Source organism: Mesorhizobium dulcispinae (assembly GCF_033977345.1).
In the GTDB taxonomy this organism is placed as follows: domain Bacteria; phylum Pseudomonadota; class Alphaproteobacteria; order Rhizobiales; family Rhizobiaceae; genus Mesorhizobium; species Mesorhizobium dulcispinae.
In genome coordinates, this window is sequence record NZ_JAVIIY010000010.1 from 241407 (window position 1) to 261998 (window position 20592).

Annotated in this window: 24 protein-coding genes and 2 pseudogenes; 14 read left to right on the forward strand and 12 right to left on the reverse strand. The window is 64.9% G+C overall.

Translation table 11 applies throughout. The features are described from left to right. Positions 1-30: 30 nt before the first annotated feature. The 3 genes from RFN30_RS22165 to RFN30_RS22175 all read right to left on the reverse strand — a co-directional run bounded on the left by RFN30_RS22165 (position 31) and on the right by RFN30_RS22175 (position 2869). Positions 31-453: a DoxX family protein gene (locus RFN30_RS22165; protein WP_320264215.1), complete on the reverse strand. Its 423-nt coding sequence runs from the start codon at positions 451-453 to the stop codon at positions 31-33. A gap of 397 nt (positions 454-850) precedes the next feature. Next, a complete protein-coding gene (gene fumC / locus RFN30_RS22170) occupies positions 851-2248 on the reverse strand; it encodes a class II fumarate hydratase (protein WP_320264216.1) in 1398 nt (465 codons plus the stop codon). 147 nt (positions 2249-2395) lie between these two features. Continuing rightward, positions 2396-2869, reverse strand: a complete 474-nt coding sequence (locus RFN30_RS22175) for a cupin domain-containing protein (RefSeq protein ID WP_320264247.1) — start codon at positions 2867-2869, stop codon at positions 2396-2398. Positions 2870-2979: 110 nt separating this feature from the next. On the opposite strand from RFN30_RS22175, the gene RFN30_RS22180 reads away from it, so the two are divergent. Then, positions 2980-3945: a LysR family transcriptional regulator gene (locus tag RFN30_RS22180; RefSeq protein ID WP_320264217.1), complete on the forward strand. Its 966-nt coding sequence runs from the start codon at positions 2980-2982 to the stop codon at positions 3943-3945. An 8-nt stretch (positions 3946-3953) separates the two neighbouring features. On the opposite strand, the gene betI is transcribed toward RFN30_RS22180, so the two are convergent. After that, positions 3954-4604: a choline-binding transcriptional repressor BetI gene (gene betI / locus RFN30_RS22185; protein ID WP_320264218.1), complete on the reverse strand. Its 651-nt coding sequence runs from the start codon at positions 4602-4604 to the stop codon at positions 3954-3956. A gap of 82 nt (positions 4605-4686) precedes the next feature. On the opposite strand from betI, the gene choX reads away from it, so the two are divergent. Next, positions 4687-5625 carry a choline ABC transporter substrate-binding protein gene (gene choX / locus RFN30_RS22190; RefSeq protein WP_320264219.1) on the forward strand — a complete coding sequence of 313 codons (939 nt, stop codon included), beginning with the start codon at positions 4687-4689 and terminating at the stop codon, positions 5623-5625. Then, a complete protein-coding gene (locus RFN30_RS22195) occupies positions 5622-6464 on the forward strand; it encodes an alpha/beta fold hydrolase (protein ID WP_320264220.1) in 843 nt (280 codons plus the stop codon). The genes choX and RFN30_RS22195 overlap by 4 nt, the downstream gene beginning before the upstream one ends. Here the strand turns inward: RFN30_RS22195 and RFN30_RS22200 are convergent, their stop codons facing one another. After that, complete coding sequence (locus tag RFN30_RS22200) at positions 6465-7214, reverse strand: NIPSNAP family protein (protein ID WP_320264221.1); 750 nt, start codon at positions 7212-7214, stop codon at positions 6465-6467. A 238-nt stretch (positions 7215-7452) separates the two neighbouring features. Between RFN30_RS22200 and RFN30_RS22205 the strand changes: the two genes are divergently transcribed. Next, positions 7453-8112, forward strand: coding sequence for a TetR/AcrR family transcriptional regulator (locus tag RFN30_RS22205; RefSeq protein ID WP_320264222.1), 660 nt, complete (start codon positions 7453-7455; stop codon positions 8110-8112). 57 nt (positions 8113-8169) lie between these two features. Here RFN30_RS22205 and RFN30_RS22210 read toward each other — a convergent pair whose 3' ends face one another. Next, a complete protein-coding gene (locus tag RFN30_RS22210; RefSeq protein WP_320264223.1) occupies positions 8170-8763 on the reverse strand; it encodes a hypothetical protein in 594 nt (197 codons plus the stop codon). Positions 8764-8911: 148 nt separating this feature from the next. On the opposite strand from RFN30_RS22210, the gene RFN30_RS22215 reads away from it, so the two are divergent. Continuing rightward, positions 8912-10033, forward strand: coding sequence for a metallophosphoesterase (locus tag RFN30_RS22215; RefSeq protein WP_320264224.1), 1122 nt, complete (start codon positions 8912-8914; stop codon positions 10031-10033). 134 nt (positions 10034-10167) lie between these two features. Here RFN30_RS22215 and RFN30_RS22220 read toward each other — a convergent pair whose 3' ends face one another. Then, complete coding sequence (locus RFN30_RS22220; protein WP_320264225.1) at positions 10168-10347, reverse strand: CsbD family protein; 180 nt, start codon at positions 10345-10347, stop codon at positions 10168-10170. Between the two features lie 172 nt (positions 10348-10519). Here RFN30_RS22220 and RFN30_RS22225 point away from each other — a divergent pair, with 172 nt between their 5' ends. The 6 genes and pseudogenes from RFN30_RS22225 to RFN30_RS22250 all read left to right on the forward strand — a co-directional run bounded on the left by RFN30_RS22225 (position 10520) and on the right by RFN30_RS22250 (position 14639). Then, positions 10520-11179 carry a glutathione S-transferase family protein gene (locus RFN30_RS22225; protein WP_320264226.1) on the forward strand — a complete coding sequence of 220 codons (660 nt, stop codon included), beginning with the start codon at positions 10520-10522 and terminating at the stop codon, positions 11177-11179. A gap of 111 nt (positions 11180-11290) precedes the next feature. Then, on the forward strand, positions 11291-12046 hold the full coding sequence (locus RFN30_RS22230; RefSeq protein WP_320264227.1) for an SDR family NAD(P)-dependent oxidoreductase: 756 nt from the start codon (positions 11291-11293) through the stop codon (positions 12044-12046). An 86-nt stretch (positions 12047-12132) separates the two neighbouring features. Further along, positions 12133-12453, forward strand: a complete 321-nt coding sequence (locus tag RFN30_RS22235; protein WP_320264228.1) for an ArsR/SmtB family transcription factor — start codon at positions 12133-12135, stop codon at positions 12451-12453. After that, positions 12453-13232, forward strand: a complete 780-nt coding sequence (locus RFN30_RS22240; RefSeq protein ID WP_320264229.1) for an SRPBCC domain-containing protein — start codon at positions 12453-12455, stop codon at positions 13230-13232. Before RFN30_RS22235 ends, RFN30_RS22240 begins: the two co-directional genes overlap by 1 nt. Before the next feature lie 197 nt (positions 13233-13429). Further along, a pseudogene (locus RFN30_RS22245) lies at positions 13430-13768 on the forward strand (YkgJ family cysteine cluster protein); the annotation flags it as partial. Between the two features lie 259 nt (positions 13769-14027). Further along, positions 14028-14639, forward strand: coding sequence for a LysE family translocator (locus RFN30_RS22250; protein ID WP_320264230.1), 612 nt, complete (start codon positions 14028-14030; stop codon positions 14637-14639). Here RFN30_RS22250 and RFN30_RS22255 read toward each other — a convergent pair. Next, on the reverse strand, positions 14636-15673 hold the full coding sequence (locus tag RFN30_RS22255; RefSeq protein WP_320264231.1) for an AraC family transcriptional regulator: 1038 nt from the start codon (positions 15671-15673) through the stop codon (positions 14636-14638). The genes RFN30_RS22250 and RFN30_RS22255 overlap by 4 nt on opposite strands. 289 nt (positions 15674-15962) lie before the next feature. Here RFN30_RS22255 and RFN30_RS22260 point away from each other — a divergent pair, with 289 nt between their 5' ends. Together RFN30_RS22260 and RFN30_RS22265 are read left to right on the forward strand one after the other, a co-directional pair. Beyond that, positions 15963-16388 (forward strand): GFA family protein, encoded by a 426-nt coding sequence (locus RFN30_RS22260; RefSeq protein ID WP_320264232.1) that lies wholly within the window; start codon positions 15963-15965, stop codon positions 16386-16388. Positions 16389-16442: 54 nt separating this feature from the next. Beyond that, positions 16443-16958 (forward strand): OsmC family protein, encoded by a 516-nt coding sequence (locus RFN30_RS22265; RefSeq protein ID WP_320264233.1) that lies wholly within the window; start codon positions 16443-16445, stop codon positions 16956-16958. Positions 16959-17046: 88 nt separating this feature from the next. On the opposite strand, the pseudogene RFN30_RS22270 reads toward RFN30_RS22265, so the two are convergent. From RFN30_RS22270 to RFN30_RS22280, 3 genes and pseudogenes are all read right to left on the reverse strand, one after another. Continuing rightward, a pseudogene (locus RFN30_RS22270) lies at positions 17047-17434 on the reverse strand (nuclear transport factor 2 family protein). Between the two features lie 18 nt (positions 17435-17452). Then, the gene (locus RFN30_RS22275; protein WP_320264234.1) at positions 17453-17887 is read right to left on the reverse strand and encodes an OsmC family protein; all 435 of its coding nucleotides are present in this window, start codon (positions 17885-17887) and stop codon (positions 17453-17455) included. Between the two features lie 23 nt (positions 17888-17910). Further along, on the reverse strand, positions 17911-18921 hold the full coding sequence (locus RFN30_RS22280) for a zinc-dependent alcohol dehydrogenase family protein (RefSeq protein ID WP_320264235.1): 1011 nt from the start codon (positions 18919-18921) through the stop codon (positions 17911-17913). Between the two features lie 110 nt (positions 18922-19031). On the opposite strand from RFN30_RS22280, the gene RFN30_RS22285 reads away from it, so the two are divergent. Beyond that, complete coding sequence (locus RFN30_RS22285) at positions 19032-19640, forward strand: TetR/AcrR family transcriptional regulator (protein WP_320264236.1); 609 nt, start codon at positions 19032-19034, stop codon at positions 19638-19640. 158 nt (positions 19641-19798) lie between these two features. Here the strand turns inward: RFN30_RS22285 and groEL are convergent. Next, positions 19799-20592, reverse strand: a 794-nt coding sequence (groEL, locus tag RFN30_RS22290; RefSeq protein ID WP_320264237.1) for a chaperonin GroEL, incomplete at its 5' end; no start/stop codon positions are given.

Here is a 20592-nt window from a genome sequence, read left to right on the forward strand (position 1 = left end):
CCTGAGCTTAGGTCTCTGGGAGGAAAAAGTTCAGCTGCGCTTGGCGTCGATGGAATAGGCGCCGGCGCCCGAGGAGGCGAGCAGGATGAAGCCGCCGGTGATGGCGAGGTTCTTGAGGAACTGGATCATCTGCATCTGGTCGGCCCAGCCGGTGTGAGCAACCAACCCGGTGGCGATCGTGAAGATGGCAAGCACCCAGGCGGCGACACGGGTCTGGAAGCCGACGAGAATGGCAAGGCCGCCAAGCAACTCGATCAGGCCGACGACAATGGCGCTTACAGTCGGCACCGGCAGGCCGAGGCTGCCGAAGTAGCCGGCGGTGCCGGAAATGGCGGTGAGCTTGCCGAAGCCGGAAAGCAGGAAGATGACGGCGAGCAGGATGCGGCCGAGGAGGATGGTGGTGGAACCGTTCGAGGCGGTGCCGGCACCGGCGGCGGAAGTGTTGATGGACATGGCGAGTCTCCGAGTGGGTTGAATGCCCAGTCAGATAGACGACGGAGACTGTTCACCAAAGCCGCTTATGCGGCGACACATTGTTCACAGGTTACGCATTCTAAGGTCATGCGGCCGCCGCGAAATTCATGCCGCGAGAATCGGCTGCGAGAGCAAATTCTCCCGCTGCAAAATCCCTTACGCTTCGTCATCAACGGGCGAAGCAAGGAGCGAAGCGACGCGGCGCAGACACGAGCATCCATGCCGTGACTTCAAAACAGCCGCTGCGGTGCAGGTTTTGCTCCGCAGCGCCCAGGTAACGGCATGGATTCCAGGGTCTCCGCGACGGAGCTTCGCTCCAGCTTCGCCCTGGAATGACGACGTTGCGAGGCTATAACAGCCTGCAACAACGTGGGCTTCACCCCGGATGCGTCATGTCCTCGGGCCGCACTAGCCGGTCGTAGTCGGCTTCGCTGACCAGCCCGGTGGCCAGGGCTTCCTCGCGCAGTGTGGTGCCGTTCTTGTGCGCGGTCTTGGCGATCTTGGCGGCGTTGTCGTAGCCGATGGTGGGGGCGAGCGCCGTCACCAGCATCAGCGAGCGCTCGAGCGCCGCCTTGATGTTGTCCTCACGCGCCTCGATGCCGACCACGCAATTGTCGGTGAAGGACACGGAAGCGTCGGCGAGCAGCTGCACCGACTGCAGGAAGTTGTAGGCCATCAGCGGATTGTAGACGTTGAGCTCGAAATGGCCCTGGCTGCCGGCGAAGGTAAGCGCGGCGTTGTTGCCGAACACTTGCACGCAGACTTGTGTCAGCGCCTCGCACTGGGTCGGGTTGACCTTGCCCGGCATGATCGAGGAGCCCGGCTCGTTTTCCGGCAGCGAGAGCTCGCCAAGGCCGGAGCGCGGGCCGGAACCCAGAAGGCGGATGTCGTTGGCGATCTTGAACAGGGCCGCGGCCGCAGCGTTGATCGCGCCATGCGAGAACACCATGGAGTCATGCGCGGCCAGCGCCTCGAACTTGTTCGGCGCCGTGACGAAGGAAATGCCGGTGATCGAAGCGATCCGGTCCGCGATTTTTTCCGCGAAGCCGACCGGCGCGTTGAGGCCGGTGCCGACGGCGGTGCCGCCCTGCGCCAGCTCCTGCAGGCCGGGCAGCGTCTGCTGGATGCGCTTGATCGAGGAGGCAACCTGCGCGGCATAGCCGGAGAATTCCTGGCCGAGCGTCAGCGGCGTGGCGTCCTGCGTGTGGGTGCGGCCGATCTTGATGATGTGGTTGAAGGCGCGGGCCTTGGCGTCGAGCGCCTTGTGGAGGTGGTGCAGGGCGGGGATCAGATGGTGCGCGACCCGCTCGGCGCAGGCTATGTGCATGGCCGTCGGATAGGTGTCGTTCGACGACTGGCTCATATTGACGTGGTCGTTCGGGTGGACGGGCTTCTTGGAGCCCATCACGCCGCCGAGCATCTCGATCGCCCGGTTCGAGATCACCTCGTTGGCGTTCATGTTGGACTGCGTGCCCGAGCCGGTCTGCCAGACCACCAGCGGGAAATGCTCGTTGAGCTTGCCGTCGATCACTTCCTGCGCGGCGTCCACGATCGCCTTGCCGATGGCGGGATCGAGCCGCTTCATCTCCATGTTAACTTCGGCCGCCGCGCGCTTGACGACGCCCAGAGCGCGCACGATCGAGGCCGGCTGTTTCTCCCAACCGATCTTGAAATTGCCCAGCGAACGCTGCGCCTGCGCGCCCCAATAGCGGTCGGCCGCCACCTCGATGGGGCCGAATGTATCGGTTTCGATTCTGGTCTTTGCAGCGCTCACGGGAAGTCTCCTGTCGATTTGCGCAACGGCGTATCGCGTTGCACAAATGGCATCAAGCGGAGATTGCGGGCGAGGTCGATGCAAATCGGTTGAAGGGGTGGCGCCTCTTTCCTTCTCCCACAAGAAGGGGAGAAGGGAGGGCGTTCCTCACCCCATCGGCGCTCCGACAATATCGATGCCGTTCTCCCCGCACAGCCTTGTCAGCGCCGCGATCATCTCCGGCGTCGGTGCCGCCGGCCGAGGCAGCTCCGGCCTTTCTGCCGGCCGGCTCGCCAGACGCACCATCGTCTCGAAATTCGCGCCGCGCGTCACCGTGAGGGTATGCGCGCCTTCCGGAGATTCGACCCTGTAAGTGTGCGGCTGGCCCTTCGGCGCGACGATCGTTTCGCCGGCGCCGGCGACCCGCTCGCGACCGTCGACGACGAAGCGCATGCGTCCTTCCAGGATGTGAAAAATCTCGTCCTCGTTCCGGTGCACATGCAGCGGCGGGGAATCGCCGTAGGGCAGGCGATGCTCGATGACGCAGATGCCGTCCTCGCCCTCGGCCGACGAGACCTGGATGGCTACGAGCGTGTTGTTGAACCACAGGAGCTCCTTGCCTGCGATGGTCCGGTTGATCATTGTCACGATGTCTCTCCCTTGTGTCGGGCCGGCGAAACGGCGTCGATGCAACCTAACCAGGGGTGGGCGGACGATGGAAATCGAATGATCGTATGGGCTGAATTGATGCGATGAATTTGAATGCGCTCGATCTCAACCTTGTGAGGGTCCTCGACGCGCTTTTGCGCGAGAAAAGCGTGACGCGCGCCGGCGAGCAGATCGGCCTCAGCCAGCCCGCCGTGAGTGCTGCGCTCAACCGGCTGCGCCATGCGCTTAACGACCAGCTTTTTGTCCGCCGCGGCAATGACATGGTGCCGACGCCGCGCGCCGAAAGCCTGGCCGAACCGGTGCGTGCGGCGCTGCGCGAGATCGAGCGCGCCTTCCAGCCGGCGACGGACTTCGATCCGGCCAGGCTGGAACGCACCTTCACCTTCATGGGCGCCGATTTCTTCTCCATGCTCCTGATGCCGCCTTTGGCCGCGCGCATCGCGGCGGTTGCGCCTCGCATATCATTCCGCTTTCTCGACAGCGCTATCGGCGACGTTTCGAGGCTGCTGCAGGAGGATCAGATCGACGCGGCGCTGGAGCGCCCGCTGGAGGTCGCCGACTGGGTGTCCAGCGTGGCGCTGTTCGGCTCGCCCTTCGCCGTCATCGCGGCGAAAGACAACGCCGCGCTTGGTCGAGCCGGCATCGCAGAGGGCGAGCAGGTGCCGCTCGACCTGTTCTGCGAATTGCCGCACGCGCTGCGTTCCATCGACGGCTCGATGTCGGGCTTCACCGACGACGCGCTAGGCAGGATGGGCCGGGTGCGTCGCGTCACGCTCGCCTTGCCGCATTTCCAGGCCGTCGCGCTGGCGGTGGCGGGCGGGCCTTATCTGGCCGTTGTTCCAAGGCAGTTCGCGGCGGTGGCGGCAAAATCCTTGCCGATCTGCGTCTATCGGGCGCCGATTTCAATCCCTTCGCCCGCGGTGAGGATGTACTGGCATGCTCGCCACGACGACGAGGCGCCGCATCGCTGGATCCGCGAGCAGATCCTCGCCGAGGTCGAGGCGCTCGGATTCAAGGACTGGGATGACGCGGACGGTGCCGGCGTTTAGGACCGGGTTTATCCGGCCGAGGCCAGGCCGGCGGGCGCCGGCTGGCGCATGGTGAGGCGTCCTGCGACATAATCCTTCACTTGGCGGACCGCCTGCTCTCGCGTGACGCTGCCCGGCTGCAGGCCGAGCCTGAGCCACAGCCCGTCGATCAAAGCCGTGATGCCGAGCACGATCTCGTCGGCGGCCTCCGGCGAAGCGAGGCCGCGCAGGCCGGACAACAGGTTCGAGCGCATGCGGGCGTGAATCACCCTCTGGATGCGCGCCAGCTTCTCGTCGCGCGGCACCTCGGCGCAGAGCGAAAGCCAGGCATGGCAGAGCGGCGGCAGGAACAGATGCTCCTCGAAATTGCCCTCGATCACCGCATCCAGCCGCTCCATCGGCGTCCGCGCCCGCTTGAGACGCGCCACCACGGCGTTGCACAGCACGGCATTGGCCTCGCGCATCGCGTGCTCGAACAATTCCTGCTTGTTGCGGAAATAATGAAGCACGATGCCCTTCGAGGCGCCGGCCTGGGCCGCCACCTTTTCCAGCGTCGCGCCGGCAATGCCTTCGCGCTCCAGCACCGCGAAGGCCGCCTGCCGCAACTCCTTGCGGCGGATGTCGCTGAGACGCCTGAGTTTCACCGGCTCGATCCATGCATTGCGAATCCACGTTGACATTTTCGTCCGCTCAGATCAATGATTGACCAATGGGACAACAAATAGACCACTAGGTCAACAAATATCGATGAGGAGAACCGGAATGTTGCGCATGCTTGCGAATGGCGTCTGTCTCGCTGCCTTGATGGTGGCTGCTCAAACGGCTTATGCGGCCGAGCCGGAGCAGTGCAGGGTGGTCCGCATGGCGGAGCCCGGCTGGAACGATCTCGCGTTCACCACAGGCGTTGCCAAGGTCCTGCTTCAGGGGCTCGGCTATGAGCCGCAAAGCGAGGTGCTCGGCATCAACGTCATCTATGAAGGCCTGAAGAACAAAGACCTCGACTTGTTCCTCGGCTACTGGGACCCGGCCATGGTCACCTACTATGCGCCCTACAAGCAGGACGGCTCGATCGAGAACGTGCGCGTCAATCTGGTGGGCGCCAAATACACCTTCGCCGTGCCGACCTATGTCTGGGAAGCCGGCGTCAAGGACCTGTCCGACCTGCACAAATTCGCCGATAAATTCGGGAAGAAGATGTACGGCATCGAGCCCGGCTCCAACCAGCTGATGATGGACGCCATCGCCGACCCTCAGTTCCAGCTCGACGGTTGGCAGGTGGTCGAATCCAGCGAAGCCGGCATGCTTTCGGAGGTCGGTTACGAGATCAAGGAGAAGCAGTTCATCGTCTTCCAGGGCTGGGCGCCGCATCCGATGAACACGATGTACGACTTCCAGTACCTGACCGGCGGCGACAAGTTCTTCGGCCCGAATTTCGGTGCCGCGACGGTGACGACGCAGGTGCGCAAGGGCTACCTGCAGGAATGCCCGAACGTCGCGCTGCTGCTGAACAATCTCGTCTTCGACATCGATCTGGAGAATGTCGGCATGGGCTACCTCATCAATGACGGCATGAAGCCGGAGGAAGGGGCGCTCAAGTCGATCACCTTGAACAAGGACCGTCTCGACGCGTGGCTTGCAGGCGTCACCACTTTCGACGGCAGGCCCGGCCTTGCCGCGGTCAAGGAAAAGCTCGGACTGTGAGGCCGGCGGCATTGGATCTGCCGGAGCAGGAGGCAGAGCAGGGCGCCTGGGCCGGCCGCAAGCGGTTCGCCGATGTCGGCGGGCTCGATCTTGCCTATGTCGAGGTCGCCGGTTCGGGACCGCCGCTCGTCCTGGTGCACGGCTTCACCGATACCAGCCGCAGCTTCTCCTTGCTGGCGCCGCATCTTTCCGGTCGGCGGCTGATCATGCCGGACCTGCGTGGCCACGGCGCCTCGCAGGCGGGCAGGGGCTTTGGCATCGCCGACTTCGCCGACGACGTCGCTGGATTGATCCGGCGCCTGCGGCTCGAACGGCCGGTCGTCGTCGGCCATTCGCTTGGCGGCATGGTCGCCATGCAATTGGCTGCACGGCATCCGGAACTCGTAGGCGGCCTGGCACTGCTGGCCACTACGCTGAATCCCGGCATGACGCCGGACCATCCGCTGGTCGCCGGTGTGGCGGCGCTTCGCGACCCGATCTTGCCGGCCGATCCATTCTACGACTGGTGGCATCAATGCGGACCCGGCGTGCCGCAGGCCTTTCTAGCCGGCATGGCGAAGGACGCTTCGGCGATGCCGGCGGCCCGCTGGCGCGCCATCCTGGAAGAAATCCGGAGGACGGATCTGGGGGGCGCGGCGCGGGCCATGCGGGCCCGGACGCTGATCATAGCGGGCGCCAGCGATCCGCTCTTCGGCCAGGCACACCAGCAGGATTTGGCTGGGGCGCTGGCGGGATCACGTCTTATCTGGGCGAAGGATTGCGGCCACAACCCACACTGGGAGGAGCCGGCCTTCATTGCCGGCGCGATCGCCGGGGCGTTTCGGAACGGGGAAGCGTGACTACCTCAACAGCGATCGGGCCGTGGGCGTCAGGCGCAGCGTCTCGGTCGGGCGATCGGCCCGCGTGGTCTCGCGCGAAGCAGCCAGGGCGGCGCTGTATCGGGCATGGGCGGTTTCGTCGTCGAAACCGGTGACGCAGATGAAGACATTTTCGCCGGCTCGCACAGGCAGCCGGGGAAAGGTGTTTTCGGCATGCTCGCTGATGAAGGCGCCGAGCAGCCGCACGCCATTTGCCGTGAGCTGCGGTACCGCTTCCGCCTGGAAACGCTCGGCGAAGCCAGCTTCCATGCCTGGGCGCAAATGGTGAATCCATATCTCAACAATGCCGTCTAAACGACTATTCCGGCTTTTGTTTTCGGCTTCGCTCGCGGCCGGTCGTTTCAGTCCCGACAGGTTGAAGCCCGCATCTTTCCACGCCGGCTTCAGAAGCAGCACATCGTCGGAATCGATCATCGTCGCATTGGCGGCGTCGCGATGCTTGGCCCAGACCGGCCCTCCGTAGAAGGCGGTGAGCGCGTCTTTTCTAGCCTCCATGTCATCGAAGCCGCGCAGCCAGACGAACATGTCGTGGCGGTCGAGGTCGCGGAACTGGCCGATGACGGTCATCCCGGTTGCTTCCTGCGTTTCGACGAACTCCCGGTCGAAGAGCGCAATCAGCGTTTCGCGCTTGCTGGGTTTCAGTGTGTATTGCCGGAGCTCCACAACCGGCGAGGCAGGGCGGAGCGAGGTGTCGTTTCGAGCAAGATCCATCTTCGGTTCCAAAACAGGGTGATTGTCCTGTTTGCAAAACAGACCGGTTGTCCTGTTTTGTCAATCTGATATCTTTTCCTTTCCTTCTTCCCTTGTGGGAGAAGGTGGATTGGCGCGCAGCGCCAAGACGGATGAGGGGTGCTGGACGGATCGCCGTCCTTGCCAGGCTGGAGCACCCCTCATCCGCCTTCACTTTGTTCAGGCACCTTCTCCCACAAGGGGAGAAGGGGAGACGGCGATGCGCAGGAAACGTACCAACGATCCCGAAGGTATGCGCCGCCGCGTGCTCGACGTGGCGGAGGAATCCTTCCAGGCGCGCGGCTACCACGCCTCCAGCCTCGGCGATCTGATGGCGGCGGCCGGCGTCACCGGCGGCGCGCTTCACCACCATTTCCCGACCAAGAAGGCGCTGGCGCTGGCGGTGATCGACGAGCGCGTGGCGGCCGCGGTTCAACAGACCTGGATCGAGCCGGTGCGGGCGGCGCCTTCGGCCCGCGAAGGCGTTCGCACAGTGTTTGAAGCGGTGGCGGCCGAGCTCGAACAGCAGGGGTATGTGCGCGGCTGCCCGCTCAACAACCTGGCGCATGAACTGTCGCTCGCCGATGCCGATTTCCGTGTTGCGCTGGCCGATATTTTCGCCGGCTGGCGGCAGGCCATCGCCGACAAGGTGCGGAGCGATCAAGCGAGCGGCGGAGAGGGCGGGACCGATCCGGACCGGTTTGCGGCGTTGACGGTAGCGGCCTACTCCGGAGCGATGTCGATGGCCAAGACATCGCAGAATGCGGGAGTGTTGCGGGAGTGCCTGGCGGGGCTGGACCGGGTCCAGCCTCCGCCGTCACAGAACGGTTTGGCAGCCAGGCGACGCCGCAGGGTGTTGCGACGGCAGACCATCCGCTGATGCCGCCGGGACAGAGGCGGTGTTAAGGATCGCCCCGTCGATGCCGCAACGTCGGCTTCACTCCCTCAGCGGCTTGATCGTCTCGAAACCCACCTCGCTCTGCGCGCTCGTCCCTTCGTCGTAGCGCCGCGCCAGCACGGCTTGCAGGTCGGGCGAATAGAGCGCGGTGAAGCTGTCGATCACCGCGCCGGAATCGCCGGTCAGCGTCTCGTTCACCGCCAGCACATTGTATTTGCAGTCACCGAGCTTATAGGTCTCCTTGCCCTTGACGGCCAAAGCCAGCGTTTCGGTGCCCTTTGGCGTCTTCTTTGACGAGAGCCGCACGAACTCGGTCTTGCTCTTGCCGCCCGCCTTCAGCGGGAACAGTTTCTTGAGGTCACCGAGCGGGATCATCGACAGCCGGCCGGTGTCGCTGTCGCGAAACACCTCGATCAGCCCGGCATAGAGATATTGCGTCTGCGGCGACTGCGACTGGTAGTTGTTGGCGACCGCGACCATGCCGCCCGGCGCCGGCCGGAACTCGCTGCGGATGCCGGGCTTCTCCAGCACGAAACCCGCCTTGGCGGATTTGGCGTCGACGCAGTCGGCAGCCTCGGCGGTGCCGGCGAGGGCTAGCATGGCAAGCGCCATGCCGGTCGTCATGGGTTTCATTGCGTCCTCCTGGATGCGTCCTGGAAGGAATGACAGACCCTTATCGCGCTGTCGACCCAAGTGCCCTTCACGATTCAACCAAGGCTTGAAAAGTCCGCCGGCCGCCGATCTGGACGATTCGGCGCTGAAAATGTTCAATCGAGCGACGATGAATCGCCTGTCCTCAGCATCCTTGTCCCGCCGCGATTTCCTGGCTGGCCTTGCCGCGACTTGCGCCCTGCCGCGCTCTGCCTTCGCTCAGACCGGCCGGCGCATCCAGCCGATCGATGCCACCTTCCTGTTCATCGCCGACATCCATGCCTGCCGCATGGCGAGCGGGCTGAGCCCGCATTGCGAGCAGGAGGGCAAGACCGACGCGGCATTGCTGCGCAATGTGGCGGCGCTCAACGCAATCGACGACAAGGAGTGGCCGACCGAGATCAACGGCGCGGCCACCGGCCTGCGCTCGGCCGGCACGCGCGTCGGCACGCCGCTCGGGCTCGTCACCGGCGGCGACATCACCGATGACGGCGGCGGCCAGATCACCCAGCCGCGCGAGGGCACGCAGCTTCTGCAGTTCAGTCAGCGCTACCAGCAAGGCATCGGCCCCGATCGCGTGCATATCCCGGTTTATGTCGGGCTCGGCAATCACGATCTCGACCAGAACGGGCCGAAGCGGCAGGTCGACTGGTACCGCCGCGAGATGCGCGACTATGTCGAGGTCAACCATCGCCCCGGCGTCTTCTTCAAGCCGCCGGTGCCGGCGACCAATTACGACGTCGGCACCGACTGCTATTCCTGGGACTGGGGCGGCCTGCATCTCGTCCAGACGCATCGCTTCGCCGGCGACACCGGCCACGGCGCGATAAACAGCCTGCCTTGGCTGAAGCAGGATCTGGCGACCTATGCCGGCGACGGCCGCCCGGTCATCCTGTTCCAGCACTATGGCTGGGACACCTTCTCGATCGAGCGCTGGGATCCGGCAAAGCGCACCTATGACGACGACGGCGCCGGCCGACCGCACTGGTGGGGCGAGGCCGACCGCCAGGCGCTCATCGCCGCGCTGAAGGGCTACAATGTGATCGCGATTTTCCACGGCCATCAGCACGCGGTGCCGATGATCTACCAGCGCGACGGGCTCGATCTCGTCAAGCCGAAGGCGGCCTTCATGGGTGGCTTCGCGCTGGCGCGGGTGACCGATGACCACCTGGACGTGGTCCTGGGCGAGGCGGCCGGAGACCACGGCGAGGTCATCTTCACCAACGCCTTCGCCAAAAGCTGGGCCACCTGAGCCGGGAAGTCTGGGGGAAGAGTTGCGCCTCTAGGCTGTGCCCGAGCTTTCCGGCCCTCTTGGCGCACTCGGTTGCTCAAACGACGAAGAGGCCGGCGCGGGTCGCGCACCGGCCTCGCCAGGGATGGAACGGATCAGAGCACCTTGCGGGCCTTGTCCTTCACATCGCCATAGGCCTTGCGCACCTTGCCGGCGATCTTTTCGGACACGCCTTCCACCTGCATGCGCCGGCTGCCGGTGGCCTTGCCGGCCGCCTGCTTGACCGAGCCCTTCACCTGCTTGGCGAGCCCGACGACCTGATCCCTGTTCACCATATCCGCATCTCCTGGGTCTGGAATGGGAGCAGGATGCGATAGCTGCATCCGACACGACAACGAGCGGACAACGTTCGGGTTCCCGTGCGGCCTGCCACGTCGCGGCGAAGACTTTCATGGGGAGGGCGGAGCGGTTAGCCTGACGCCGCAAGCGGCACCAAACGGGGCGATCATGGCTGAGTTCACACTCTACATCGGCAACAAATGCTTTTCGTCCTGGTCGCTCAGGCCCTGGGTGGCGATGAAGCACCTGGATATCCCTTTCGAGGAAAGCTTCGTGCGGCTGCGCACGCCGGAGACCGCCGCCAATCTCGCCAGGGTGTCGCCGACGGGACTGGTTCCGGTGTTGAATCACAATAGCAGGATCGTTTGGGAAACCCTTGCCATCCTTGAATATCTGGCCGACCTGTTTCCGGAGAAAAAACTCTGGCCGGACGATCGCGGCGCGCGTGCCCTGGCACGTTCCGTGGCGACCGAGATGCATTCCGGCTTCAGGGAGGTCCGCTACGGCTGGCCGATGAATCTGCGCCGTCCGAGGGCCCACAAGCCGCTCGACGCCGAAGGCGAGGCGCAACGGACGCGCATCGAGGCGATCTGGCGGCAGTGTCGCGAGCAATATGGCCAGGGCGGCCCGTTCCTGTTCGGCCATTTCACCGCGGCGGACGCCATGTATGCGCCCATCGTCACCCGCTTCGACACCTATGGTGGCGAGCTTGCGCCCGTCACCCGCGCCTATGTCGATGCAATGCTGGCGACGCCGGCAATGCTGCATTGGTACGCGGAGGCAGCGAAGGAGCCTTGGCCGGAGCCGGGGCCGCACGAGCAGGATTAGACTCCAGCGCGGCGGCATGGGCCGCAATTGTGTCAACTGCTCCGATGGCGGACTTCAAGAAAGGACTGCGCGGCCTATGTGGTGGGAAGGGCGGGTACCTGGAGAAATCTCATGACATCCGCAAATTGCTCCCTCTCGGGTAAGGTCGCGCTCGTCACCGGCGCCTCATCCGGCATCGGCGAAGCGACGGCCGCGGCACTTGCCGCCGCCGGCGCGAAGGTGGCCGTCGCCGCCCGCCGCATCGATCGCCTCGCGACGCTGGTCAGCCGCATCGAGAAAGCCGGCGGCACCGCGCTCGCCATCGAAGCCGACATCGCCAAGGGCGGCGACATTATTGCCATGGTCGACAAGGTCGTTTCCAAATGGGGCCGGCTCGACATCCTCGTCAACAATGCCGGCGTCATGCTGCTTGCACCGGCGGCCGAGGCCAATCTCGACGACTGGCGCCGCATGATCGAGCTCAACCTGATCGGCCTGATGGGAACCACCAAGGCGGCGCTGCCGCATCTCAAGGCTTCCAAGGGCCATGTCGTCAACGTCTCCTCGGTGGCCGGCCGCGTCGCCAACCCGGGTGCCAGCGGCTATGCGGCAACCAAGTTCGGCGTCGTCGCCTTTTCGGAGTCGCTGCGCCGCGAAGTCTATGCCGATAAGGTGCGCGTCACCGTCATCGAGCCAGGCCTGGTGCGAACCGAACTCGGCGACCACATCACCAACGAGGAGTTCAAGGCCGGACTCGAGCACCGCCTCGCCACCATGGAAGCGCTGACCGCCGAGGATATCGCCAACGCAATCCTCTTTGCCGTCAGCCAGCCGCCGCGCGTCAACATCAACGAAATCCTGATCCGCCCGACCGACCAGGAGCGCTGAGCCACCAACGAACACCTGGTCGCCGGTCGGGCAGAATTGACCGGTGCCGCATTTCGGCATAATACGTAACCAAATGGATACGTATCATGCCGCAGGCTGAGCAGGACCGTTCCGTCTTCCGCGCCATTGCCGATCCGACGCGGCGCGCCATCCTCGACCGGCTGCGGCAAGGGCCGGCGCCGGTCAACGAGCTGGCCTCCGCCTTCGCGCAAAGCCGGCCGGCGATTTCCAAGCATCTGCGGATCCTGCGCGAACTCAACGTCGTCTCCGAGCAGCGGCAGGGGCGCGAGCGCGTTTATCGGCTGGAGCCGGCCGAACTGAAGGACGTCGCCGACTGGATCCTTCCCTACCGGGACTTCTGGCAGCAGAGCCTCGGCAATCTCAAATCCTATCTGGAGAACGAGTGATGGCGAGCGATGACAGACCGCGCGCGATCGCGGACGTTTCGGCGGGCACGATCCTCGCCACGGTAACGATAGCGGTGCCGCCCGAGCGCGTGTTCCGCGCGATCACCGCTGAAGATCAGATTCCGCTCTGGTGGGGCGCGGACGACATGTACCGGACGACGAAACACATGGCCGATGTCCGGCCGGGCGGCGCCTGGCGCTCGGAAGGCAAAGGCGCCGACGGGCAGGATTTCCACGTTGGCGGCGAATATCTCGAGGTCGAGCCGCCGCATCGCCTGGTGATGACCTGGATAGCGCCGTGGGACGGCGATCATGTCACCACCGTTACCTACACGCTGGAAGCGGTGGAGAACGGCACGCGGCTGACGCTGCGCCACGACGGTTTCGGCGCGCGCAAGGATTCCTGCCGCGACCACGGTTCCGGCTGGGAACGGGTGCTGGGCTGGCTCGGCGACTTCCTTGCCAAGGAGACCGCCAGCAAGGCACCAGCCGTTTTCCATTGCCGGCTGATCCCGCCACGGCCGGATTTCGCCTTCACCCTGACGGAGGAAGAAAGGGCGCTGATGAACGCGCATGCCGACTATCTGCGCGGCCAGCTTCGGGCCGGCACGATGATGATCGCCGGCCCGGTCGCCGATCCGGCCGGCCCGTGGGGACTCTGCATCCTGCATGTCGACACGGAGGCCGAGGCGCGGGCGATAGCCGACGGCGATCCCGTCGTGCGGTCAGGCCGCGGCTTCCGCTATGAAATCCTGCCGATGATGAGCACCATCATGTAGGGTCAATAGAAAACGCCTCTCGCGCTTTTTACGGCGCGGGAGGCGTCTTTTGCTATCAGCTCTTTCAGATTGCTCGTGAATTTGCCGACAGCAGGAATAAAACCGTCAGCCGGCGAAAGGGTTCCCGGCAAAATAAAAAAATCTTGTTCGGCCGGCGAGGGTGTTTTCCCGCGCTCTGTGCTAGAGGCAGTGCCAGTATGAGGATCGCCTTGCCGCACGACCACTCCTTCCCGATCCTGGCCGACGTATCGACCGCCTTCGATTGCCAGAGCTGCGGCGCCTGCTGCGCCTATTCGGCCGACTGGCCGCGCTTCTCGACGGAAGAGGATGCCGAACTCGACCGCATCCCCGAAGCATTCGTCGCCGCCGACCAGTCCGGCATGCGCTGCGAGGGCAGCCGCTGCTCTGCGCTTGGCGGCGAAGTAGGCAAGGGGACTGCCTGCGCGATTTACGAAGCCCGCCCGCATGTCTGCCGCGCCTGCATGCCCGGCGGCGACGACTGCCTGATGGCGAGGGCGGCGTTTGGGCTGGCGCTCGAACTGCCAATCTCCCCCCTTGTGGGGGAGATGCCCGGCAGGGCAGAGGGGGGCGCTGTCCCGCCGGCGTCTCAACTGAGGTTCAGTCGCACATCGGAGTAGATTTCGGCCGGGGAACCGGAGGTCGGCATTCCTTCGCGCCCCCCTCTGGCCTGCCGGCCATCTCCCCCACAAGGGGGGAGATTACGCTCTCGCGGACGCTTGCCCACCCTCACGCCGCTCGATACCTTGCCGCGCGGGCAGGACTGTGGAGGAAACCGTGAGCATCGAATTCCTGTTGACGTCGCTGATTATCGTCGCTTCGCCCGGCACCGGCGTTCTCTATACGCTGAGCGCCGGACTCTCGCGCGGCGCGCGCGCCTCGATCGTCGCTGCCTTCGCCTGCACGCTGGGCATCATCCCGCATATGGCGGCGGCCGTCACCGGCCTTGCCGCGGTGCTGCACACCAGTGCCGTCGCCTTCGAGACGCTGAAATATCTGGGCGTCGCCTATCTGCTCTACATGGCCTGGAACACGCTGAAGGAGCGGGGTGGCCTGAGTATCGACGAGAACGTCGCGCCGCGCTCGACCGGCAAGGTCATCACCTCCGGCGTCCTGGTCAACATCCTCAACCCGAAGCTGTCGATCTTCTTCTTCGCCTTCCTGCCGCAATTCGTCAGCACCACCGAGCCGCATGCTTTTGCCAGGATGCTTGAGCTCTCCGGCGTCTTCATGCTGATGACTTTCGTCGTCTTCGCCGTCTACGGCGTGTTCGCCGCCGCGGTCCGCAGCCATGTCGTGTCGCGGCCGAGGGTGCTGACCTGGATGCGCCGCAGCTTCGCCGCCGCCTTCATCATGCTGGGCGCCAAGCTGGCGCTGGCGGATCGCTAGTCCGCTGCAGTGTCGGCCGGTTCGCTTTCGGTATCGGAAGCCTCGTCGCCTCCGGAACCGGGCGCAGGCCGAACCCCAAGCCGCCAGGCCGAGGGCGGGACGCCGATCATCTTCTTGAAGGCGCGGCTGAACGCAGCCTCGGATTCGTAGCCGATTTCGGCCGCGATGTTCGCCACGTTGCTGTTTCCGGCGCTGAGCAATTCCGAGGCGATCTGCATCCGCCATTTGGCGAGATAGTGCATCGGCGGCATGCCGACGAGTTTCGTGAAGCGCTCGGCGAGCACCGTGCGCGACAGCGCGGCCTCCTTCGCCAGCGCCTCCACAGTCCAACTATGCGCCGGCCGGTCGTGGATCAGCGCCAGCGCCTTGCTCAGATGCGGATCGCGCAGGCCCGCCAGCCAGCCGGTTTGCTGCGGCGGCAGTGACTCCACATAGCGGCGCAGGACGTCGACGAACATCAGCTCGCTGAGCTTGGTGAGCACCGTCTCGCTGCCCGCCCGCTTTTCCGCGACCTCCGACACCGCCAGCTTGATGAACTGGCCGAGCCAGCCGCCATCGCCTTTCACGTCTCCGGCCTTGATGATCGGCGGCAGCGCTTCGAGCAGCGGATTGTACGGCAGGGCATCGCAAGCGAGATAGCCGCAGACCAGCCGGGCCGACAACGATCCGTCCTTGACGTAGTTGATGGGAAACGGCGTCTGGCTGGCGGCCGCGATCTCCAGGACATCCGCGGTCGGCGGGTCGGCCCGAAGGTCCGGCGTGCTCGACATGATATGCGGGTCGCTGTTGGTGAAGACTACGACCTCGCCGGCCTCGACGGGAATAGCCTCCTTGCCGATGATGCGCGCGAAGCAATGGCCGGCTGTCAGCACGTGGTAGGAGATCAGGTGATCCGCGCCCGGCAGTATCCTCGGCAATATCGAAGCGGGCGAGGGCGAGCAGACCGCCCATGGGTCCTGGGCTTCGATGTCGAAAAATGTCGCCCCGGTGAGGCGCACCGTTTTCAACAGGTCAGACAGAGCGTCCCCGGCCATTCCACCCAAGTCCCGCTAGAGCAATTCCAGGAAAAGTGTGAGCGGTTTTCCGTCCGGAATTGCGTCAAAACAAGAAGATAGAGCGGTTCGCCGTTTCCGTGAAACGGTGAAACGCTCTAGTTGCGCGGCAACCCGGCGCGACATCCCTTTCGAGTTCCGGACGCGCTGTCAAGTGAGGCGGACGCCGCGTCATTCCGTTCGTTGCCGGAAGCTTTAAACCCGCCAGGCGCTGAGCTTCGACTCAAATCGGGCGCTCAAGCGCAGTCGAACTCAAGGAAGGATGTGAGTCATGACGGTACATAAGGGCGGGTGTTTTTGTGGCGCCGTGGAAATCGAAGTCCACGGATCGGCCGAGGCCATGGGCTATTGCCATTGCAGTTCCTGTCGGTCGTGGTCGGCGTCTCCCGTGAACGCCTTCACGCTGTGGAAGCCGGAGAACGTCAAGGTCACCAAGGGTGCCGAATTCCTGTCCGGCTTCAGGAAATCGAAGATGAGCGATCGTCAGTATTGCACCAAATGCGGCGGTCACCTGATGACGGATCATCCGCCGCTCGGCCTGGTCGACGTCTATGCGGCCACGATACCGACGGTGGAATTCACGCCGGGCGTCCATGTCAACTACGCCGAGACGGTGATGCCGATGAAGGACGGCTTGCCGAAGCTGAAGGATTTTCCGGCCGAGCTCGGAGGCTCCGGTGTGAGCCTGCCGGAATAGCCCGGCGATGACGCACGACCTCCACGAACCACGCTCAACGACAGGAGAATATGCATGGACATCGCGACATTTCGCGCCACGCAGGAGCCGATCAAGGATCTATATCGCAAGGATGCCCGGGCGGCGCTTCTTACGCTGAAAGCCAAGGGCAGCGCCGACGACTCCAGGGTGACCTGCAAGGTCGAGACCGGCCGCGGCCTCGCGCTGGCCGGCATCCATCCGAAGGCCGGCGGCAGCGGGCGGGAGCTTTGCTCGGGCGATATGCTGCTGGAGGCGCTGATCGCCTGCGCCGGCGTCTCGATGCGGGCGGCCGCCGCGGTGCTCGAGATTCCGATCAAGTCGGCGGAAATCTCCGCCGAGGGCGACGTCGATCTTCGCGGCACACTCGGTGTCACCGAAGGCGTGCCGGTCGGCTTCAAGGAGATCCGTTTGCGGTTCGATATCGAAACGGACGCTCCGCAAAAAAGGCTGACGGAACTGCTTGAGCTCACCGACCGCTACTGCGTGATCTTCCAGACGATCCAGCGCAGCCCCAAGACCTTCGTGAAGCTCAACAGGATCGCGCGCTAAAGCGACGCGGCAATGCGAGTTGCCCGGAATCCTAACCTTGGCGGGGGGATTCCGGGCTGGGCCTGAGCGCGGCTTTCCGCGCCAGGCCCTATCCCTTCACGTAACCCATGGCCTCGACGATCCGCCCGTCCGCGACACGCATCAGGTTGACGCCGCGCAGCGAATTGCCGTCGGACATCCAGAAAGCGCCAACGGATCGTCGCCCGGTCGCCGGCGACAAATGTCTCTTCCAGATCGAAGCGCATTCCGGGTGCGGTGGCGATCGCCGACCACAGCTCGACGCAGGCGGCCTTGCCGACGCGCCGGGCGCCGTCCGGCGCCGGAGTGGTGTTCTCGATCACGCAGTCCTGGGCCACCAGTTCGGCGAGCGCCGACGGGTCGTGCCTCTGGAAGACGTCGTTGTAGCGCCGCATGATCTCGGCCGTCTCGTCGGAGCGCTTGGCGGCGGCGGTGTCGACGATGAATTCCTGGGTCATTGGATTTTTCCTTCCGTCTCAGTGCTCTATGAGGTTCGCCTTGAGCGTGATCGCAGCGACGCCTGCGAGCGCCCGCGAGACCAGGCAAGTCGCCTTGGCCTTCTGCGCCAGCCGCTCGAAGTCCTCGCCCGACAGGCCCGCGACGTTGGCCTCGGTCTCCAACTCGATGCGGGTGATCGTCGGCCCATCTGAGGTGGCGCCGAGATGCACCTTGGCGATCGTGCGGATGCTGCCCGGAATGTGGCCTTCGCGGCCGAGAATGGCGCTGAGCGCCATCGAGAAGCAGCCGGCATGCGCTGCCGCGATCAGTTCCTCCGGATTGGTGCCGGGGCCGTTTTCGAAGCGGGACGGGAAGGAATAGGCGCCTTCGAACGCACCGCTGCCCAGCCGCAGCCGGCCGGATCCCTCCTTGAGCGTGCCTTGCCATTCGGCCGAAGCGTCGCGCATTGTCATTGCTGTTCCTCCTCTCTGGTTGGTCATGCGCCGTCGATGACGACCTTGCCGAAGACGTCGCCCTGCTGGAAATGAAGGTAGGCCTCGCGTGCCTCGGCGAAGGGAACGACCCTGTCGATCACCGGCTTCAGCCGATGCGTGGCAACAGCGGCGAGCATCGCCTCCAGCCCGTTGCGGCTGCCGACGAAGACGCGGCTTATGGTGGCGAGGCTGCGCTGATAGACGGAACCCGGAATCTCGACCGGCTTGCCCTTCTGGTCCTGCACGGTGAGCAGCACGATGCGTCCGTAAAGCGAGCTGGCGATCAGCGATTGCGCGAAGGTCGCCGGGCCGTCGGTATCGACGACCAGGTCGATGCCGCCGGTCGCCTCGCGCAGCCTCAGGCCCCATTCCGGCGTCTCGCTCGTTGCGATGACCAGATCGGCGCCGAGCGCCCGCAGCCTGTCGGTCTTCCCGGCGCGCGAGGTGACGGCCGCCACGCGGCAGCCGGCGAGCTTGGCGAACTGCAGCGCAAACACTGCGACGCCGCCTGAACCGATGGTGAGAACCCATTGCCCGGGCTTCGGAATCTCCGCGCCCGTCAGCGCGCTCCAGGCGGTCAGCCCGGCGCAGGTGAAGGTCGCCGCTTCATGCCATGAGAGATGCTCGGGCAGCCGCACGGCCCATTGCTCATCGAGCAAGACGTATTCCGAAAGCATGCCGTCCAGCGTGCAGCCGAGCTGGTCGACAATGCCCGGATGCATGCGGCCGTCGATCCAGCGCGCGAAATAACTACCGGTGACGCGGTCGCCGACGGCAAAGCGCGTGACGCCGTCGCCGATCGCCACCACCTCGCCGGCGCCGTCGCTCAGCGGCACGATGCCCGGCCGCGGCGTCAGCGGATAGGTGCCGTCGAGGATCATCGTGTCGCGCCGGTTGAGCGAGGTGGCGCGCACCCGCATGACGATCTGATGCGCGCCGGGCCGGGGCGCCGACTGCTCGTGCATCACCAGTCCGTCGATGCCGCCTTGACCCTCCAGTCGATAGGTTCGCATTCTCGCCTCCGAAATATGTAGACCGATTTACATATTATGTAGACCGATTGTCATATTCTTGGCAAGCCCTATAATGCGCACTCCTGACAGAGGTTGACATTGAGGTTGATGTGGCGACCGACACACGCACCCGCATGATCGAGGCGACGGCGCTGCTCATCAGGCAGCGCGGCTATCACGGCACGTCGCTCAACGACATTCTGAGCGCCAGCGGCGCGCCGCGCGGCTCGCTCTATTTCCATTTTCCGGGCGGCAAGGATCAGCTGGTCGTCGAGGTGACGCGCGACAGCGTGGCGAAGGTCACCGAGAGGCTCGGCGCCGATCTTGCCGCTGAGAGCGACCCTGCGGTCGCTGTCCGTCACATCTACCGGTCGGTGGAGCAGATGCTCGAGGAAAACCAGTTCTCGCTCGGCTGCCCGGTCGCGCCGGTGGTCCTGGATGCGCCGAACGATGTGCCGGACCTCGCCGAAATCTGCCGCGCCGCCTTCGAGCAATGGATCGGCCTGCTGCGCCTGGCATTCGTGCGGGCAGGGGTGCCGGAGCACCGCGCGCAGGCGCTGGCGCTGCTGGTCGAATCCTCGCTCGAAGGCCTGATGGTGATCGCCCGCGCCACCCGCGACCGCTCGGCGCTCGCTGTCGTGGCCGACGAAGTGGTGGCCCTGGTCGAGGCGGCGGTGCGTTCCGGCAGGGTAGCGCAGCGCGCCGACGCAGCCGTCTGAATAGCCACTAGCTCTTGGCAACAACGAAAAAGGGCGGCATCTCTGCCGCCCTTTCCGTATTCGCGATATGGGTAGGACTTCTTAGAAGTCCATGCCGCCACTCAAGCCCGCAAGCGGGCTTGAGCATTGTTAGTTGATGGGCGTGCTTATGGATTTCCTTAGAAATCCATGCCGCCCATGCCACCCATGCCGCCGCCGGGCATGCCGCCCGGCATACCGCCGGCGGCTTCCTTCTTCGGAGCCTCGGCGATCATGGCTTCGGTGGTGACGAGCAGGCCGGCAACCGAGGCCGCGTCCTGGAGAGCGGTGCGCACGACCTTGACCGGGTCGACGATGCCCATGCCGATCATGTCGCCATACTCGCCGGTCTGGGCGTTGAAGCCGTAGGTCGCAGCCTTGTTCTCGAGGATCTTGCCCGCGACGATCGAGGCTTCGGCACCGGCGTTGGCCGCGATCTGGCGGGCCGGAGCCTGCAGCGCGCGACGAACGATGTTGATGCCGGCGTCCTGGTCGGCATTGGCGCCGGTGGCCTTGACGTTGGCCGAAGCGCGCAGCAGCGCGACGCCGCCGCCGGCGACGATGCCTTCTTCCACAGCCGCGCGGGTCGCGTTCAGAGCGTCGTCAACGCGGTCCTTCTTTTCCTTGACCTCGACCTCGGTCGCGCCGCCGACGCGGATCACCGCGACGCCGCCCGCGAGCTTGGCCAGACGCTCCTGCAGCTTCTCCTTGTCGTAGTCCGAGGTGGTCTCCTCGATCTGCTGCTTGATCTGGGCGACGCGGCCCTGGATCTCGGCCTTCTTGCCGGCGCCGTCGACGATCGTGGTGTTCTCCTTCGAGATCGACACCTTCTTGGCGCGGCCGAGCATGTTGAGGCCGACATTCTCGAGCTTGATGCCGAGGTCTTCCGAGATGACCTGGCCACCGGTGAGGATGGCGATGTCTTCCAGCATGG

Excerpts from the sequence above, each read along its gene's own strand:
- RFN30_RS22180 (WP_320264217.1), top strand. The coding sequence starts at position 2,980 with ATGAATTTGAATGCGCTCGATCTCAACCTTGTGAGGGTCCTCGACGCG.
- RFN30_RS22230 (WP_320264227.1), top strand. The coding sequence starts at position 11,291 with ATGACATCCGCAAATTGCTCCCTCTCGGGTAAGGTCGCGCTCGTCACC.
- RFN30_RS22225 (WP_320264226.1), top strand. The coding sequence starts at position 10,520 with ATGGCTGAGTTCACACTCTACATCGGCAACAAATGCTTTTCGTCCTGG.
- RFN30_RS22165 (WP_320264215.1), bottom strand. The coding sequence starts at position 453 with ATGTCCATCAACACTTCCGCCGCCGGTGCCGGCACCGCCTCGAACGGT.
- RFN30_RS22265 (WP_320264233.1), top strand. The coding sequence starts at position 16,443 with ATGGACATCGCGACATTTCGCGCCACGCAGGAGCCGATCAAGGATCTA.
- RFN30_RS22275 (WP_320264234.1), bottom strand. The coding sequence starts at position 17,887 with ATGACAATGCGCGACGCTTCGGCCGAATGGCAAGGCACGCTCAAGGAG.
- RFN30_RS22240 (WP_320264229.1), top strand. The coding sequence starts at position 12,453 with ATGGCGAGCGATGACAGACCGCGCGCGATCGCGGACGTTTCGGCGGGC.
- RFN30_RS22260 (WP_320264232.1), top strand. The coding sequence starts at position 15,963 with ATGACGGTACATAAGGGCGGGTGTTTTTGTGGCGCCGTGGAAATCGAA.
- RFN30_RS22255 (WP_320264231.1), bottom strand. The coding sequence starts at position 15,673 with ATGGCCGGGGACGCTCTGTCTGACCTGTTGAAAACGGTGCGCCTCACC.
- RFN30_RS22220 (WP_320264225.1), bottom strand. The coding sequence starts at position 10,347 with ATGGTGAACAGGGATCAGGTCGTCGGGCTCGCCAAGCAGGTGAAGGGC.
- RFN30_RS22280 (WP_320264235.1), bottom strand. The coding sequence starts at position 18,921 with ATGCGAACCTATCGACTGGAGGGTCAAGGCGGCATCGACGGACTGGTG.
- RFN30_RS22205 (WP_320264222.1), top strand. The coding sequence starts at position 7,453 with ATGCGCAGGAAACGTACCAACGATCCCGAAGGTATGCGCCGCCGCGTG.
- betI (WP_320264218.1), bottom strand. The coding sequence starts at position 4,604 with ATGTCAACGTGGATTCGCAATGCATGGATCGAGCCGGTGAAACTCAGG.
- RFN30_RS22200 (WP_320264221.1), bottom strand. The coding sequence starts at position 7,214 with ATGGATCTTGCTCGAAACGACACCTCGCTCCGCCCTGCCTCGCCGGTT.
- choX (WP_320264219.1), top strand. The coding sequence starts at position 4,687 with ATGTTGCGCATGCTTGCGAATGGCGTCTGTCTCGCTGCCTTGATGGTG.
- RFN30_RS22235 (WP_320264228.1), top strand. The coding sequence starts at position 12,133 with ATGCCGCAGGCTGAGCAGGACCGTTCCGTCTTCCGCGCCATTGCCGAT.
- RFN30_RS22215 (WP_320264224.1), top strand. The coding sequence starts at position 8,912 with ATGAATCGCCTGTCCTCAGCATCCTTGTCCCGCCGCGATTTCCTGGCT.
- RFN30_RS22210 (WP_320264223.1), bottom strand. The coding sequence starts at position 8,763 with ATGAAACCCATGACGACCGGCATGGCGCTTGCCATGCTAGCCCTCGCC.
- RFN30_RS22175 (WP_320264247.1), bottom strand. The coding sequence starts at position 2,869 with ATGATCAACCGGACCATCGCAGGCAAGGAGCTCCTGTGGTTCAACAAC.